Below are 16270 nucleotides of genomic sequence, written 5' to 3' on the forward strand. Positions count from 1 at the left end.
CGGGATGGACACGCCCGGCCGGGACCTTCCGCTGCCGATCGTCCTCGCGGGGGCGCGCGGCCACGGCCGCTGGCACCTGCGGAACATCCGCCGGCTCCAGGACAAGGGACTCGTACGGCTGGCGGGCATCTGCGAGCTGAACCCCCTCACGACCGACGAACTCGCGGAGGCCTTCGAGGACTTCGAGGACTTCGGGGGGCGGCCTCCCGAGCAGTCCGCCGACTTCGGGGCCCTGCTCGACTCCACCGGCGCCGCGATCGCGGTGATCTGCACCCCCATCCCGACCCACACCGACCTGGCGCTCATCGCCGCGGGCAAGGGTGTGCACCTGCTGCTGGAGAAGCCCCCCGCGCCCTCGTACGCCGAGTTCCGCCGGATGGCCGACGGGGTCGCGGCGGCCGGGGTCGCCTGCCAGATCGGCTTCCAGTCGCTGGGCTCGCACGCCCTGCCGGCGATCCGGGAGATGATTGCGTCGGGGGTACTCGGCACGGTCACCGGGATCGGCGGAGCGGGCGCCTGGGCACGCGACGAGGCCTACTACCGCAGGGCGGCGTGGGCGGGCAAGCGCCGTCTGAACGGCGTGGACGTGATCGACGGGGCCCTCACCAACCCCCTCGCGCACGCCGTCGTCACCGCCCTCGCGCTGCACGGGGCCACCCGCGCCGAGGACGTCGGCACGATCGAGACCGAACTGCTGCGCGCCAACGACATCGAGTCCGACGACACCTCCTGCGTACGCGTCACCACCCCCCGGGGCAGGGTCGCCGTCGCCGCCACCCTCTGCGCCGAACGGCCGGGCGAACCGTACGTCCTGGTGCACGGCAGCGGGGGCCGGATCGCCTTCTGGTACAAGCTCGACCGCGTCCTCGTGCAGCGCTCCGGGCACGGCCCGGAGGAGATCGAGTACGGCCGCACGGACCTGCTGGAGAACCTGGTCGCACATCTGACCGACGGCGACGAGCTGCTGGTGACTCCCGAGTCGACAGGCGCCTTCATGAAGGTCGTCGAGGCGATCCGACGGGCGCCCGACCCGGTCGCGCTGCCGACGGACGCCTGGGAGACGGTCCCCGCGGAGAACCGCCGGATCGTGCGCGGCATCGACGGCCTCGTCGCCGCGGCGGCCGACACCCTCGCCCTCTACTCCGAGCTGGGCGCCTCCTGGGCGCCCCCGAACGAGGTGAGCACCGGATGAACACCGCGCCCCACCACGAGTCGCCGGTCCTGCGCGTCGCGGGCCGCCCGGTCGGCCGGTACCACACCCGCCCCGAGCTGTCCGCCCGGCTGTCCCCGCGCCCGTACCTCCACCCGGTCACCACCCTGGCGGGCACGGCGGTCACCGAGTTCAGCCCCGCCGACCACCTCCACCACCTCGGCGTCGGTGTCGCCGTTCCCGACGTCGAGGGGCACAACTTCTGGGGCGGGCGCACCTACGTACGCGACCAGGGGCCGACCGAGCTGTCCAACCACGGCGCCCAGCGGCACTCCGGCTTCCGGCTGAGCGACCCGGACGGCTTCGTGGAGGAGCTGCGCTGGGTGGCCGCGGGCGGCGAGCTGCTGCGTGAGCGCCGTACCGTCACCGCGACCGGACTCACCGACTCCGCCTGGGCGCTGGACTTCACCTTCGCGCTCACGAACACGGCCCGGAGACCCCTCTCCATCGGCAGCCCGGCCACGAACGGGCGGCCGGGCGCGGCCTACGGCGGCTTCTTCTGGCGGGCCCGCAAGGAGTCCGGGGCGCCGCATGTCTTCACCGCCGCCACCGAGGGCGAGGAGGCGGTGCACGGCGCCCCCGCCGACTGGCTGGCGCTCGCGGGCGCCGGCTGGACCCTGGTCTTCGCCGGGGCCACCGAACGGACCCGCCGCGACCCGTGGTTCGTGCGCACCGCCGAGTATCCGGGCGTCGGTTCCTCGCTCGCGCACACCGAGCGGCTGCCCATCGGGGCGGGGGACACCGTCGAACGCCGGGTCGTGACCGTCGTCGCGGACGGCACCCTCGACCGGAGCGAGGCCGCCGCGCTCGTCCGCAGGGCGGTGAACCCCTGATGGCCCTTCCCTCCGCCGACCTGGGCGACGGCACCTACCGCAACCCCGTTCTCGACGCCGACTGGTCCGACCCCGATCTGCTGCGTGTCGGGGACGACTTCCACCTCACCGCCTCCAGCTTCGGCCGGGTGCCGGGCCTGCCGCTGCTGCACTCCCGGGACCTGGTCAACTGGACGCTCGTCGGCCACGCCCTGCAACGCCTCGAACCGGTGCAGGAGTTCAGCAGGCCCAGGCACGACCGCGGGGTGTGGGCGCCGTCCCTGCGTCATCACGACGAACGCTTCTGGATCTTCTGGGGCGACCCCGATCACGGCATCTTCCAGGTCAACGCCCCCGAGTTCCGCGGCCCTTGGACCCGACCGCACCTGGTGAAGGAGGGCAAGGGGCTGATCGACGCCTGTCCGTTGTGGGACGAGGAGACCGGCGAGGCCTATCTCGTGCACGCCTGGGCCGCATCCCGTTCGGGCGTGAAGAACCGGCTCACCGGACACCGGATGCGTCCCGACGGCACCGGCCTGCTCGACGAGGGCGAGGTGATCATCGACGCGGACCGTATCCCCGGCTGGTTCACCCTCGAAGGGCCCAAGGCCTACCGGCACGACGGCTGGTTCTGGATCTTCGCGCCCGCCGGGGGAGTGGAGACCGGCTGGCAGGGCGCCTTCCGCTCGCGCGGTTTCTTCGGCCCGTACGAGGAGCGGGTGGTGCTGGAACAGGGGAAGACCGGGGTCAACGGCCCGCACCAGGGCGGCTGGGTGCGCACGGCGGCCGGCGAGGACTGGTTCGCGCACTTCCAGCACCGTGGTCCGTACGGGAGGGTCGTGCACCTCCAGCCGATGCGCTGGGACGGGCCGGACGGCTGGCCGGTGATCGGCGACGAGGGCACCCCCGTCGCCGTGCACCGGAAGCCCGATCTGCCGCGGCAGCCGCCCTCGGCGCCCGCCACCGACGACGACTTCCCGGGCGGCCGGTTCGGGCGGCAGTGGCAGTGGACCGCGAACCCTCCATCAAGTTCTCGGCTCCGCTCGAACGGGGGGGACCCTTACGACGGCTGGGCCACCCAGCACTCCTCGGACGGGCTGCGGCTGACCTGTGTACGGACGGCGGACGCGCACGACCTGCGCAAGCTGCCGCACGTCCTCACCCAGCGGCTGCCCGGGATCGCCGCCACCGCCGAGGTGGAGCTGCGGCTCGACAGCGAGGAGCCCGGCGCGCGGGCGGGACTCGCCGTGCTCGGGGACGCGTTCAGCTGGATCGGGCTCCAGCGCCACCCCGACGGGTCGGTACGGCTCGTGCACCGGTTCGCCGAGTCCCTCGGGACGGGGGCGCCCGTCGCGCCTTCGGGGCCGTGGGGCAGGGAGCGGGACGCCGCCGTCCCCCGGGAGGCGCCCGAGGGGCGGGCCCGACTGTGGATCGAGACCGGCGCGGGGGCGCGCTGCCGTTTCTCGTACGACGTCGGCGACGGCCGGGTGTCCTCCGGCCAGGTCTTCGCCGCCACCCCCTGGCGCTGGGTCGGCGCCCTGCTCGGGCTGTTCGCGCTCGCCCCCGCCGGCGCGGGACACGCCGGCGCGGCCTCGTTCACGCAGTTCCGCATCACCGCGACCCCCTGAGGGTCATCGACCGTCATCCGTGAGCCCGAGGGGAGCCGCAGTGCCGTATCTCCCGAGCAAGCGCTTTCCGAAACCGCCTGCCGGACGTCCGGGGCCGGTGCCGCCGGCACCGGCCGACCATGACCGACCACACCCCGCAACCCTGTTGGAACCAGAAGAAGAGAGCCGACCAATGAAGATCAGCATCCACAGAACCAGGCGTTCCGCGCTGGCCGTCGCCCTGGGTTCCGTGCTCGCGCTCACCGCCACCGCCTGCGGCGACAACGGCAGCGGGGCGGCCGGGGACAAGGGCGACGAGGGCTCGGGCAAGGGCGAGATCACCTTCTGGGACAACAACGGCGGTGTCCGCACCGACATCTGGAAGCAGATCATCGCGGACTTCGAGAAGAAGTACCCGGACATCAAGGTCAACTACGTCGGCATCCCCGCCGCGAGCGCCCAGTCCAAGTACGACACCGCCATCCAGGGCGGCGGCCTGCCCGACGTCGGCGGTGTGGGCACCGCGATGCTCGCCGAGGTCGCGGTCCAGGGAGCGCTGGACCCGTTGGACAGCCGCGTGGAGAAGAGCCCGCTGAACGGCAAGCTGAGCCAGAACCTGCTCGACGTCAGCCGGGCCGCCGGCGGCGCGGGCAAGCTCTACCAGGTGCCGACCTCCGCGAACAACGGCACGCTGTGGTACCGCACCGACCTCTTCAAGGCGGCGGGCCTGGACGCGCCGACCACCTGGTCGAAGTTCTACGAGGCCGCCGACAAGCTCACCGACAGGGGCAGGAACCGGTTCGGCTTCACCATCCGCGGCGGCGAGGGTGCCATCGCGCCGGCCCTGGACGCGGTGTACGGCCAGACGGGCCTCACCTCGTTCTGGAACGGCGACAAGACCACGGTCAACGACCCGAAGAACGTGGCGGCCCTGGAGAAGTACATCGCCCTGTACAAGAAGGACACCCCGTCCGCCGACGTCAACAACGACTTCGCCAAGATGGTCGCCCAGTGGGACAGCGGCAGCATCGGCATGCTCAGCCACAACCTCGGCTCCTACCAGGATCATCTGAAGGCGCTGGGCGCGGAGAAGTTCAAGGGCATACCGAACCCCACGCAGGACAACGGCACCCGGGTGCAGGTGTCCAACCCGGTCGACGGGCTGAGCCTGTTCAAGTCCAGCAAGAACAAGTCGGCGGCCTGGAAGTTCATCGAGTTCGCCGTCTCGGCCGCGGAGAACTCCAAGTTCAACGAGTCCGCGGGCCAGGTCCCGGCGAACACCGACGCCGCCAAGGACGCCTGGATCCAGCGGGCCGAGCCGACCAGGCTCGCCGCGGAGGCACTCAACGGCGCCGACACCAAGATCGTGCAGCTGCCGTACTACCTGCCCGACTGGAACACCATCTCCAAGGCGGACAACGAGCCCAACTTCCAGAAGCTGCTGCTCGGGAAGATGACCGCGAAGGACTTCCTGGACACGCTGGCCGACCAGCTCAACAAGGCGCAGGCGGACTGGAAGGCGAATCACTAGCTCCGCCGGTCCGCTCCGCCGGTCCGCTCCGCCGGTCCGTCGTGCCGGTCCGCCGGGCCGGCTCGCTGCGCCGGCCGGTCCGTGCGGGGCAGGTCCGTGCGCGGCCGTCCGAGGACGGCCGGTCCGAGGGCGCGGGACCGCCCTGCACGGGCGCCTCCTGACCCGCGGGCCGGCCGCGGCCGGCCCGCGCGGGGCCCTTCCCCCGTGCCACCTCACGCCCCACCGCACCCGTCCCCCCGATCCCCTCGTCCTACTGGCCACCGATCCACCGACCCACCGACCCGTCGATCCACCGACCCACCGGAAAGAGAGAGCCGCACCATGAACACCCCCAGATGTCATGCACGTGCCATAGCTTCCCTGGTCGGATGCACCGCTCTGGTCCTGGCCGCCACCGGCACCACCGCCCAGGCCCAGACGCGGCCCCGCGACCCCGGCCGCCAGACCCTCTCCGCCGGCGACGGCTGGGGCTCCGCCACCACCGGCACCACCGGAGGAGCGGCGGCCGACGCCGCGCACGTCTACACCGTCACCAACTGGACCGAGTTCAAGGCCGCGCTGAAGAACGGCTCGACCGCTCCGAGGATCATCAAGGTGAAGGGCACGATCGACGCGGTCGCCGAGGGCTGCGACTCCTTCGCCGTGCCGGGCTACGACTTCGACGCCTATCTGCAGAAGTACGCGCCGGAGAACTGGGGTTACGGCACCAACCTGGAAGCCGAGCCCGACGACAGCCCCGAAGGCCTGCGCCGCGCCTCCGCCGCCCGCCAGGCCACCGCCATCAAGGTGGACATCCCCGCCAACACCACCCTCATCGGCGTCGGCAGGAACGCGGGCTTCAAGGGCGCCAGCCTCCAGATCGAGGCCGTGGACAACGTCATCGTCCGCAACCTCACCTTCGAGAGCCCGCTCGACTGTTTCCCGCAGTGGGACCCGACCGACACGGCCGTCGGCAACTGGAACTCCGAGTACGACAGCGCGGTGGTCTACGGATCCACCCACGTCTGGCTGGACCACAACACCTTCACCGACGGGGACCACCCCGACAGCTCGCTGCCCTCGTACTACGGCCGGATCTACGAGCAGCACGACGGCGAGCTGGACATCGTCAAGGGCGCGGACTACGTGACCGCCTCCTGGAACGTGTTCACCGACCACGACAAGACGATCCTGGTCGGCAACAGCGACAGCGCGTCCACGGCGGCGGTCGACCGGGGCCACCTCAAGGTGACCTTCCACCACAACCTGTTCTCGAACCTGGTCGAGCGCGCGCCGCGCGTCCGCTTCGGCCAGGTCGACTCGTACAACAACCACTTCGTCGCGGGCGACGGCTTCTCGTACAGCTACGGCATCGGCATGGAGTCCCAACTCGTCGCCGAGCACAACGCGTTCACCCTGCCGAGCGGAATCAGCGCGGCGACGGTCCTGAAGAAGTGGAAGGAGGCGCCGCTCACCGCCGCGGACAACTACGTCAACGGGGTGGCGACGGACCTGATCGCCGTGCACAACGCGGAGATCCCGTCCGAGACACTGCAGTCCGGCGCCGGCTGGACACCGACCCTGCGGACCCGGGTCGATCCGCCGAGGGCGGTGCCGGGGATCGTGGACCACCGCGCGGGCGCCGGCAAGGTCTGCTGACCATGGCCGAAGTCCCGTTCAACAGAAGGGCGTTCGTCGCCGCGGGCATCGGAGCCGTCCTGGCTCCGGCGCTCGCGGCACCCGCCCGCGCGGCGACCCGGTCACCGTTCGGACGCTACGGTTCGCCCTCCGCCCGCCTCACCACCCGCACTCTGTACGTGCATCCGGGCGGGCGCGGCGACCACACCACCGTCCAGGCCGCCGTGAACGCGGCGAGCGGAAGCGGATACACGCTGGTCCTCGCCCCGGGCACCTACCGCGAGACGGTGGCCGTCGGCGCCGACCGTACGGAGATGACCTGGATCGGCGCCTCCGGGGACCCGCGGGACGTCGTCGTCGTGTACGACAACGCGGCCGGCACGCCGAAGCCCGGCGGCGGCACCTACGGCACGACCGGGTCGGCCACCACGACCGTGCAGGCCGACGGGTTCACCGCCCGCCGGATCACCTTCGCCAACGACTGGCTGCGCGCCGACCACCCCGGGATCACCGGCACCCAGGCGGTCGCCATCAAGGTGCAGGGCGACCGCTCGGCCTTCGTGGGGTGCCGGTTCCTGGGCCACCAGGACACGCTGTACGCCGACTCCATGGCGCTCGGCACCTTCGCCCGGCAGTACTACCGCGACTGCTATGTCGAGGGTGACGTGGACTTCGTCTTCGGCCGGGCGACCGCCGTCTTCGAGCACTGCCACTTCCGTGCCCTGAACCGTACGGACCTGGCCGGGGCCCCGTACGGCTTCGTCTTCGCCCCCTCCACCGCGCGCGCCGACCCGCGCGGCTACCTGGTCATCCGTGGCCGGGTCAGCAGCGAGGCCCCGGACGCGTACTACAAGCTGGCCCGCCCCTGGGTGCCCAGCTCGGACACCACCGCCCGGCCCATGCTCACCGTCCGCGACACCCGGCTCACCGTCGGGATCGACGCGGTCGCGCCCTACGCCAACATGTCGGACACCTACCCGTGGCAGAGTCAGCGGTTCGCCGAGTACCGCAACACGGGACCGGGAGCGTTGATCAGCATCCCGCCGAACCGGCCCCAACTGAGCTCCGTGGAGGCCGAATCGGCGACCCGCGAGGTGTACCTCGGGGACTGGTGCCCGTGACGGTTCGTCCCTCCCCGCGTCAACGAGCGCCGCCAGGACCGTGCCGTGACACGAACGGACGAAATGCCGCCAGGGCGTCCGCCCAGCATGCCGTCGCCGTTGCCCTCACCCATGCGGATCTCCCCGTCCGACGCATCGTTCGCATGTGCGTTCCGACCCCAGGAGGACCGCTTCAAGGAAAGGTCAAGGACCTGTCATTGGCGGGCAATGCATCGACGGAAGTGCTCCCTGTGGGTGAGATATCGATCGGATAAAGGCTCTCGCGTGTCGTGGGTGATGCGCGTAGACAGTCGGTGACCTGGTGCGGAACGGCCGGTTAATCCAACTCACCCAGATCCGGAGAACCCATGCGGAAGTCCCTCAGAGCGGCGGCCGTCGGTGCCGCCTGCGCCGTCGCCGGCGCCGCCCTCTACGGCACCGGTGTCGCCACCGCCGGGCAGTCGACGGCGAACTCGACCCACGAGCCCTACAACATCGGGGTGTTGGTCAAGGACATCGACACCTACTACGGCACCACGCTCGACAGCAACGGCGTGTACCAGGCCTCCAGCACCAGCCAGTACGCCAAGGACCTGGCGCGCCTGGAGTCGGACGCCAAGCGCCACATCGACAAGGCGGCGCACAAGGCGCGGCACCGGGGCGAGAAGCCGGCGGTCGTCTTCGACATCGACGACACGCTGCTGCTCTCCCTGGACTACGAGAAGAAGACCAACTACACGTACAACGGCGCCACGTGGACGTCGTACGTGGCCCAGGCCGACCGCCCGGCCGTCTTCGGCACCCCCGAGCTCGTCGCGTACGCCAAGGCCAAGGGCGTCGAGGTCTTCTACAACTCGGGCCTGAAGGAGTCGCAGCGCGTCGACGCGGTCACGAACCTGAAGAAGGTCGGCGCCGACGTCAACCTCGACGCCGCCCACATGTTCCTCAAGGACGCCGCCAACCCGCCCGCGTACCTGAGCGCCTGTGCCACGGCCGCCGCCTGGAACTGCACCACCGTGCAGTACAAGGCCGGCACCCGTAAGCACATCGAGTCCCTCGGCTACGACATCGTCGCCAACTTCGGCGACCAGTACTCGGACCTCGACGGCGGCTACGCCGACAAGACCTACAAGCTGCCGAACCCGACGTACTTCGTCAGCTGACGCGTCCTCAGCCGCCCTGTGCGGCGAGGGGAACGCCCCCGCCGGTCGTCACCGGCGGGGGCGTTTCTCTGACTGGCTCCGAGGGGGGCTCAGGCCAGCAGATCCATGGAGTCGAACGGCGCACCGGGCTCTTCGTGGCCGAGCCCGTGGAGCCGCCGACCGGTGTTCTTCCTCCACGCACTGGAAAGGACGGAGAAATCGAGCAGGTGGTTGTCCCGTGACGCGAATCCGTGCGGGAGGCGCCGCCGGCCGCCCGCCCGCCCGCGCAGGGGTGTCGGTCCGTGGCGCGCCCACGCCGGAAGGCCTGGCCGCGTATACGGTCCTCGTGCGCCGCCCGCGGGGAACCGGTGCCCCCGTGGGGCGCGACGCGCGAGGGCAGCGGCGTTCGTCCAGGGGCTCGGACGGCGTGTGGCGGGCCGCACCGGAATCCGTAACACGGGGAAAACCTGAATGCGGTTCGACGTGGGAACAATCCAGCCAGCATCCGCACACCCGCCACGCAGGTTACGAGGAGTATCACCATGTCCGAAGCGCAGAAGGTGGCAGAGCGGCCAAGTGCCGTGCCACCGGCGACGAACAGCGTCGACCGGTTTTTCAAGATCTCCGAACGGGGTTCCACGTTCGGGCGGGAGATACGCGGCGGTTTCGCCACGTTCTTCACGATGGCCTACATCCTTGTCCTGAATCCGATCATTCTCGGCAGCGCCAAGGACAAGTTCGGCCACCACCTCGACAGCGGCCAACTCGTCACGGCCACCGCCCTGGTGGCCGCGGTGATGACCGTCATCATGGGGGTGGGCGGCAACCTGCCGCTCGCGATCGCGGCGGGCCTCGGACTGAACGCCGTCGTCGCCTTCCAGATCGCCCCGCTGATGAGCTGGCCCGACGCCATGGGCCTGGTGGTCATCGAAGGCGTCATCATCTGCGTACTGGTGCTCACCGGACTGCGCGAGGCGGTCATGAACGCCATCCCGCAACAGCTGAAGCACGCCATCGGCGTCGGCATCGGGCTGTTCATCGCCTTCATCGGCTTCGTGGACGCCGGCTTCGTCAGCCGCATCCCGGACATCGCGAACACCACCGTGCCGGTGCAGCTGGGCGCGACGGGCTCGCTGACCGGCTGGCCCGTCCTGGTCTTCTGTCTCGGCGTCCTGCTCACCATCGGACTGATGGCGCGCAAGGTGAAGGGCGCCATCCTGATCAGCATCGTGACGATGACCGTGCTCGCCGTGATCATCAACTCGGCCGCCGACATCAAGAGCTGGGGCCTGACCACGCCGAAGATCCCCTCCGACGTGGTGGCCGCCCCGGACTTCGGCCTCGTCGGTCACTTCAGTCTGTTCGGCGGCTTCGGCGAGACCGGCGCCCTGACGGTCGTCCTGCTGATCTTCACCCTCATCCTCTCGGACTTCTTCGACGCCATGGGCACGATCGTCGGCATCAGCGCCGAGGCCGGGCTGCTCGACGACGAGGGCAAGGTGCCCGGCATCGGCCGCGTGCTGTTCATCGACGGCGCCGCGGCGGTCGCGGGCGGCGCGGCCTCCGCCTCGTCCAACACCGCGTACATCGAGTCCGCGGCAGGGGTCGGCGAGGGCTCGCGGACCGGCTTCTCGAACCTGATCACCGGCGGCATGTTCGCTCTCGCCCTGTTCCTGACCCCGCTGCTCACCATCGTCCCGCTCCAGGCGGCGGCCCCCGCCCTCGTCGCGGTCGGCTTCCTGATGATGACCCAGGTCAAGCACATCGAATGGGACGACTTCGAGATCGCGATCCCCGCGTTCCTCACCATCGCGGCGATGCCGTTCTCCTACTCGATCACCAACGGCATCGGTGCGGGTTTCGTCGCCTACGTCGTGATCAAGGCGGTGCTCGGCAAGCTCCGTGAGGTCCACTGGCTGCTGTGGGCCGTGTCGGCGCTGTTCCTCGTGTACTTCGCGATCGACCCGGTGAGGCAGCTGTTCGGCGTCAAGTGACGGCACGCGAGAAGGGCCGCCCCGGGGATGCGGGCGGCCCCTCTCGCGTCGGGCGAGGCGCCTCAGTTCTTCAGGGCCGCCTGCATCATCGCCCTGGCCACCGGGGCCGCCAGGCCGTTGCCGCTGACCTCGGAGCGGGCCGCGTCGGACTGCTCGACCATGACCGCGACGGCGATCTCCTTGCCGTTCGAGTCGGACTTCGCGTACGACGTGAACCAGGCGTACGGCGTCTTGCTGTTGTTCTCGCCGTGCTGGGCCGTTCCCGTCTTGCCGCCCACCGTCGCGCCCGGGATCCGCGCGTTCGTGCCCGTGCCGTCCTCGACGACCGTGCGCATCGCGGACTGGAGCTGTTCGGCGGTCGACGGACTGACGATCTCCTTGGTCTCCGTACGGTCGTCGTAGTTCTCCACCACATTGCCGTCGGCGTCACTGGTCTGCGTCACCATGTGCGGCGAGACCAGCTTCCCGCCGTTGGCAATGGCCGCCGACACCATGGCCATCTGGAGCGGGGTCGCGGTCACGTCGAACTGGCCGATGCCCGTCAGCGCCGTGGACGACTTGTCCATGTCCGAGGGATAGACACTCGGGTACGCCCGCACCGGCACGTCCTGCGAGGTGTCGTTGAAGCCGAACTTCTCGGCCATCGCCCTCAGCTTGTCCTGGCCGAGGTCGACGGCCATCTTCGCGAAGACGTTGTTGCAGGAGTACTGCAGCGCGACACGGATCGGGGCGTCCGCACAGGGCGCGGAGGCGCTCTCGTTCTTCAGGACGGTCGTCGTGTTCGGCAGCGTGTACGGGTTCGGGCTGTCCGTCTTGGCATCCACGTCCGCGTACAGCCCGTCCTCCAGCGCCGCCGCGGCGACGACCAGCTTGAACGTGGACCCCGGGGGCAGCGGCTGGCGCATCGCCCGGTTGGTCATCGGCTTGTCCGGGTCCTTCGTCAGCCTCTTCCAGGCGGCGGAGTCGCCGGTGCTCAGCAGCGAGGGGTCGTAGGACGGCGTGGAGACGGCGGCGAGGATCCTGCCGGTCGTGGGGTCGATGGCGACGGCCCCGCCCTTCTTGTCGCCGAGCGCCCTGTACGCCGCCTTCTGCACGTCCGGGTCGATCGTCGTGACCACGTCACCGGGATCGGCGCGCTTGCCGGTGACCGTGTCGAGCGGGTTCCTGAGCTGGATGTCCGTGCCGTCCAGCAGGTTCCGGTAGATGCCCTCCAGCTGGGTCGCCCCGAACACCTGCGAGCTGTAGCCCGTGACGGCCGCGTACAGGCTGCCGTCGGTGTAGGTGCGCTTGTACCTGAGGTCGCTGCCCTTCGTCTGCGCGGAACCGGTGATCGCGTCGCCGGCCACGATGATGTTCCCGAGCGGGTTCGCGTACTGCTCGATCGCGTTCCGCCGGTTGTTCTTGTCGTCCGCGAGTGCCTTGCCGTCGTAGAACTGCACCCAGGTCGCCCTGACCAGCAGGGAGATCACGAGCAGCAGGGTGAAGACGGCGGCACGCCTGATCGTCTTGTTCATCCCGCTCAGAAGGACGAGCGGGCGGGGGCGAAGCGTTCCCTTCCGGCGGCATTTCTCATCCGCCGTTCATGATGACCGAGTCAGCGCGCCAGGGTGAGGACGACCTCGTCCGTCTCCTCGCCGCGCGCGTGCGCGTACCCCCGGGCCCGAGCGGTGACCTGGAACCCGCACTTCTCCAGGACCCGCCGCGACCCCGCGTTGTCGGCCGCCGCCCGCGCGTACAGCGGGCGCTCGGGCACCTCGGCCAGCAGGTCCCGCAGCGCGGCCGTCGCGATGCCCCGGCCCCAGTAGGCGCGGTCGATCCAGTACGTGACCTCCCGCTCGCCGGGCTCCCCGTACACCGCGGCGCTGCCCACCACGTCGCCGTCCGCGAGGACCGTGCGCGTCAGCACGTCGGACGAGGCGCGGACACGCTTCCAGTGGGCGTCGAAGGCCTCCCGGTCGGCCGGGTCCCTGGGGGTGAACGCGGCCGTCCGGAGGGACTCGGGGTCGTTCAGCTGGCGGTAGAAGACCGGCAGGTCGCTGTCGTGGACCGGGCGGAGCGCGACCTCCATGGGTCAGAGCCTCCGGGTGGCGAGCGTCAGCCGGTCGCGCGCGTCGAACAGCGCGTCCTTCACCGTCTGCTCGTGCGCGGGGGTGAGCCGGGCGACCGGCACCGAGCAGCTGATCGCGTCACGGGCCGGGGTGCGGTACGGGATCGCGACACCGAAGCAGCGCAGCCCCAGCGTGTTCTCCTCGCGGTCCACGGCGAAGCCCTGTTCCCGCACCTGGCGCAGCTCCTCGATGAGCTTCTCCCGGTCGGTGATCGTGTGCTCGGTGAGGGCGGGGAGCGTCTCCGGGAGCATCTTGCGGACCTGCTCGTCGGTGTGGGTGGCGAGCAGCGCCTTGCCGAGCGAGGTCGAGTGCGCCGGGAGGCGGCGGCCCACCCTGGTGAAGGGGCGCAGGTAGTGCTGGGACTGGCGGGTGGCCAGATAGACGACGTTCGTGCCGTCCAGGCGCGCCAGGTGGATGGTCTCGGTCGTGTCGTCCGACAGCCGGTCCAGGGTGGGCCGGGCCGCGGCCACCACCTCGTCGCCGTCGATGTACGAGGTACCGACCAGCAGGGCGCGCACGCCGATGCCGTACCGCGTGCCCGTCGCGTCCGTCTCCACCCAGCCGAGCTCCACGAGGGTGCGCAGCAGCATGTACAGGCTGGACTTCGGATAACCGACGGCCTCCTGGACCGCGGCCAGGGAGTGCATACCGGGCCGGCCCGCGAAGTACTCGAGCAATTCCACGGTCCGTACCGCGGACTTGACCTGCGCTCCGCCGCCTGTCTCGCCTGCCGACATCGCCCTTGACCCCCTCGTTCGACGGGAAATAGTCTCCGCATCATATTCACCATCAGAGACAGCGTTCAGTATATCGAACGCCGCTGGTAGGTGAGACAAGAACCGCGGCATCACATCTGGAGGGACCCCCGGTGGCAGCAGCACCAGTCTGGAGTGTCGACCCCCGTACCGGGAAGCAGCGCGAGCAGGTTGCGGTGGAGGCCACAGCCCAGGAGGTCGACGAGACCGTCCGCGCCGCACACGCCGCCCGGGGAGCCCTCGTGGACCGCACCGTGCGCGCGGCCTTCCTGCGGACCGCCGCGGACCTGCTCGAAGGGGCCAAGGACCACCTCGTCGAGGCCGCCGACGCGGAGACCGCGCTCGGACCGGTCCGGCTCACCGGCGAACTCACCCGCACCTGCTACCAGTTGCGGGCCTTCGGGGACATCGTCGACGAGGGCGCGTTCCTCGACGTCGTGATCGACCACCCCGACGACACGGCGACCCCGCCGATCCCGGACCTGCGCCGCTACAAGGTGCCGCTGGGTGTCGTCGCCGTCTATTCGGCCTCGAACTTCCCCTTCGCCTTCTCGGTCGCGGGCGGCGACACCGCGAGCGCGCTGGCGGCCGGCTGCCCGGTCGTGGTCAAGGCGCACCCCGACCACCCGGCGCTCTCGGAGCTGGTCGCGGCCGTCCTGCGCCGGGCCGCCGGCCGGCACGGCATCCCGGCGGGCGTCGTCGGCCTGGTGCACGGCTTCGAGGCGGGCGTCGAACTCGTCAGGCACCCGCTGGTCGCGGCCGCCGGGTTCACCGGATCCGTCCGTGGCGGCCGGGCGCTCTTCGACGCGGCGGCCGCGCGCCCCGTGCCGATCCCCTTCCACGGCGAGCTCGGCTCCCTGAACCCCGTCGTCGTCACCGAGGCCGCGGCGGCCGAGCGCGCCGAGGCGATCGGTGCCGGACTCGCGGGCTCGATGACGCTGGGCGTCGGCCAGTTCTGTGTGAAGCCCGGCCTGGTGCTGGCCCCGGCGAGCGCGGCCGGCGACCGTCTGGTCAAGTCGCTCACGGACGCCGTCAGCAACACCGACTCCGGCGTCCTCCTCGACCACCGTATGCGCGACAACTTCGTCGCCGGGGTCGCCGAGCGCGCCGGACTCCCCGGCGTGGAGGCCCCGGTGACGCCCGGCGCGGGCGGCGAGCACACGGTGAGCCCCGGCTTCCTGACCGTGCCCGCGCAGCACCTCGCGACCGCCGGCGAGCACGACCTGCTCCTGGAGGAGTGCTTCGGCCCGCTCACCGTGATCGCCCGCTACGAGGACGAGTCCGAGGCCGGCGCGGTCCTCGCCCGTCTGCCCGGCAACCTCACCGCCACCGTGCAGCTCTCCGCCGAGGAGGCGGCCGGCCAGGGGCGTGGCGCCGAGATCCTCGCCGAGGTGACGCCGCTCGCCGGGCGCGTGGTGGTCAACGGCTGGCCGACGGGCGTCGCCGTCGCCCCGGCCCAGCACCACGGTGGTCCGTACCCCGCGACGACGTCCACGTCGACCTCGGTCGGCGGTACGGCGATCGAGCGGTGGCTGCGGCCGGTGGCCTATCAGGGCGCGCCCGAGGCGCTGTTGCCGGCCGAACTGCGGGACGACAACCCGTTGGGCCTGCCGCGTCGGTTCAACAGGCGGCTGGAGCGCTGACGGCCCGGCGGGAGGCGCCCTTGGGCCCCCGGCCGCAGGGGGGCCGGGGGCCGGCCACGCGGTCGTCCGCGCCCCGTTCGAGTGCACCGTGGTGGACCTGGGAGACTTGGCGGATGGACGTGGAACTTCCTGAACTTCCCTTCTCGCTGCGCACGTACGGCCCGGACGGGCACTGGTCCTACGAGGACGGAGTGCTCGCGGGCTGGGCCGGCGGCCGCCAGGACCGTTTCGTGCCGCCCACCGGCGAGGCCCTGGACCCCGCCTCGGACGCGCCCCGGCTGCTCGGCGCCCCCGAGGGGGACTTCCAGCTGATCGCTCGGGTCACGGTCGGCTTCGGGGCCTCCTTCGACGCGGGCGTGCTCTACGTCCACGTCGGGGAGCGGGCCTGGGCGAAGCTCTGCCTGGAGTACTCCCCGGACGTGCCCACCGTCTGCACGGTGGTCACCCGGGGTCATTCCGATGACGCCAACTCCTTCACCGTGGAGGGAAGTTCCGTCTGGCTGCGGATCAGCAGGACCGGCCGCGCCTTCGCCTTCCACGCCTCCCGCAACGGAACGAACTGGACCTTCATCCGGCTCTTCACCCTGGGCGACGAGAAGGAGACGTCGGACGCGCTGGTCGGCTTCATGACGCAGTCCCCGATGGGGGAGGGGTGCGTGGTCACGTACGACGGCATCGAGTTCCGCCCGAACTGGCCCCAGGACCTGAGGGACGGCAGCTGACCGCACCGGTGCGGCCGGACCGGAACCGC

Annotated in this window: 13 protein-coding genes; 10 read left to right on the forward strand and 3 right to left on the reverse strand. The window is 70.9% G+C overall.

Going from position 1 to position 16270, the window contains the following annotated elements:
- Nucleotides 1-4: 4 nt before the first annotated feature.
- From OG199_RS31380 to OG199_RS31415, 8 genes are all read left to right on the forward strand, one after another.
- On the forward strand, nucleotides 5-1192 hold the full coding sequence (locus OG199_RS31380; protein ID WP_405832307.1) for a Gfo/Idh/MocA family protein: 1188 nt from the start codon (nucleotides 5-7) through the stop codon (nucleotides 1190-1192).
- Nucleotides 1189-2043: a PmoA family protein gene (locus OG199_RS31385; protein ID WP_405832309.1), complete on the forward strand. Its 855-nt coding sequence runs from the start codon at nucleotides 1189-1191 to the stop codon at nucleotides 2041-2043. The genes OG199_RS31380 and OG199_RS31385 overlap by 4 nt, the downstream gene beginning before the upstream one ends.
- Nucleotides 2043-3650 carry a family 43 glycosylhydrolase gene (locus tag OG199_RS31390; RefSeq protein WP_405832311.1) on the forward strand — a complete coding sequence of 536 codons (1608 nt, stop codon included), beginning with the start codon at nucleotides 2043-2045 and terminating at the stop codon, nucleotides 3648-3650. Before OG199_RS31385 ends, OG199_RS31390 begins: the two co-directional genes overlap by 1 nt.
- 172 nt (nucleotides 3651-3822) lie before the next feature.
- Nucleotides 3823-5160, forward strand: a complete 1338-nt coding sequence (locus OG199_RS31395; RefSeq protein ID WP_356807872.1) for a sugar ABC transporter substrate-binding protein — start codon at nucleotides 3823-3825, stop codon at nucleotides 5158-5160.
- 321 nt (nucleotides 5161-5481) lie between these two features.
- Nucleotides 5482-6798, forward strand: a complete 1317-nt coding sequence (locus OG199_RS31400) for a pectate lyase (RefSeq protein ID WP_356805955.1) — start codon at nucleotides 5482-5484, stop codon at nucleotides 6796-6798.
- 2 nt (nucleotides 6799-6800) lie between these two features.
- The gene (locus OG199_RS31405) at nucleotides 6801-7898 is read left to right on the forward strand and encodes a pectinesterase family protein (RefSeq protein ID WP_401809950.1); all 1098 of its coding nucleotides are present in this window, start codon (nucleotides 6801-6803) and stop codon (nucleotides 7896-7898) included.
- Between the two features lie 347 nt (nucleotides 7899-8245).
- On the forward strand, nucleotides 8246-9040 hold the full coding sequence (locus tag OG199_RS31410) for an HAD family acid phosphatase (protein ID WP_356805959.1): 795 nt from the start codon (nucleotides 8246-8248) through the stop codon (nucleotides 9038-9040).
- A 521-nt stretch (nucleotides 9041-9561) separates the two neighbouring features.
- Nucleotides 9562-11013, forward strand: coding sequence for an NCS2 family permease (locus OG199_RS31415; RefSeq protein ID WP_356805961.1), 1452 nt, complete (start codon nucleotides 9562-9564; stop codon nucleotides 11011-11013).
- A gap of 62 nt (nucleotides 11014-11075) precedes the next feature.
- On the opposite strand, the gene OG199_RS31420 is transcribed toward OG199_RS31415, so the two are convergent.
- From OG199_RS31420 to OG199_RS31430, 3 genes are all read right to left on the reverse strand, one after another.
- Nucleotides 11076-12527: a peptidoglycan D,D-transpeptidase FtsI family protein gene (locus OG199_RS31420; protein WP_405832314.1), complete on the reverse strand. Its 1452-nt coding sequence runs from the start codon at nucleotides 12525-12527 to the stop codon at nucleotides 11076-11078.
- Between the two features lie 80 nt (nucleotides 12528-12607).
- Nucleotides 12608-13081: a GNAT family N-acetyltransferase gene (locus OG199_RS31425; protein WP_356805965.1), complete on the reverse strand. Its 474-nt coding sequence runs from the start codon at nucleotides 13079-13081 to the stop codon at nucleotides 12608-12610.
- 3 nt (nucleotides 13082-13084) lie between these two features.
- Complete coding sequence (locus OG199_RS31430) at nucleotides 13085-13858, reverse strand: IclR family transcriptional regulator (RefSeq protein WP_266698236.1); 774 nt, start codon at nucleotides 13856-13858, stop codon at nucleotides 13085-13087.
- Nucleotides 13859-13989: 131 nt separating this feature from the next.
- On the opposite strand from OG199_RS31430, the gene OG199_RS31435 reads away from it, so the two are divergent.
- A complete protein-coding gene (locus OG199_RS31435) occupies nucleotides 13990-15519 on the forward strand; it encodes an aldehyde dehydrogenase (NADP(+)) (RefSeq protein WP_356805967.1) in 1530 nt (509 codons plus the stop codon).
- 113 nt (nucleotides 15520-15632) lie between these two features.
- Entirely contained in the window at nucleotides 15633-16241 is a 609-nt protein-coding gene (locus tag OG199_RS31440) for a DUF1349 domain-containing protein (RefSeq protein ID WP_356805969.1), read from the forward strand.
- Nucleotides 16242-16270 lie beyond the last annotated feature (29 nt).

This window comes from Streptomyces sp. NBC_01176 (genome assembly GCF_045039825.1).
In the GTDB taxonomy this organism is placed as follows: domain Bacteria; phylum Actinomycetota; class Actinomycetes; order Streptomycetales; family Streptomycetaceae; genus Streptomyces.

Coding starts and splice junctions, on each gene's coding strand:
- OG199_RS31380 (WP_405832307.1), top strand. CDS start 5: ATGGACACGCCCGGCCGGGACCTTCCGCTGCCGATCGTCCTCGCGGGG.
- OG199_RS31385 (WP_405832309.1), top strand. CDS start 1,189: ATGAACACCGCGCCCCACCACGAGTCGCCGGTCCTGCGCGTCGCGGGC.
- OG199_RS31390 (WP_405832311.1), top strand. CDS start 2,043: ATGGCCCTTCCCTCCGCCGACCTGGGCGACGGCACCTACCGCAACCCC.
- OG199_RS31395 (WP_356807872.1), top strand. CDS start 3,823: ATGAAGATCAGCATCCACAGAACCAGGCGTTCCGCGCTGGCCGTCGCC.
- OG199_RS31400 (WP_356805955.1), top strand. CDS start 5,482: ATGAACACCCCCAGATGTCATGCACGTGCCATAGCTTCCCTGGTCGGA.
- OG199_RS31405 (WP_401809950.1), top strand. CDS start 6,801: ATGGCCGAAGTCCCGTTCAACAGAAGGGCGTTCGTCGCCGCGGGCATC.
- OG199_RS31410 (WP_356805959.1), top strand. CDS start 8,246: ATGCGGAAGTCCCTCAGAGCGGCGGCCGTCGGTGCCGCCTGCGCCGTC.
- OG199_RS31415 (WP_356805961.1), top strand. CDS start 9,562: ATGTCCGAAGCGCAGAAGGTGGCAGAGCGGCCAAGTGCCGTGCCACCG.
- OG199_RS31420 (WP_405832314.1), bottom strand. CDS start 12,527: ATGAACAAGACGATCAGGCGTGCCGCCGTCTTCACCCTGCTGCTCGTG.
- OG199_RS31425 (WP_356805965.1), bottom strand. CDS start 13,081: ATGGAGGTCGCGCTCCGCCCGGTCCACGACAGCGACCTGCCGGTCTTC.
- OG199_RS31430 (WP_266698236.1), bottom strand. CDS start 13,858: ATGTCGGCAGGCGAGACAGGCGGCGGAGCGCAGGTCAAGTCCGCGGTA.
- OG199_RS31440 (WP_356805969.1), top strand. CDS start 15,633: ATGGACGTGGAACTTCCTGAACTTCCCTTCTCGCTGCGCACGTACGGC.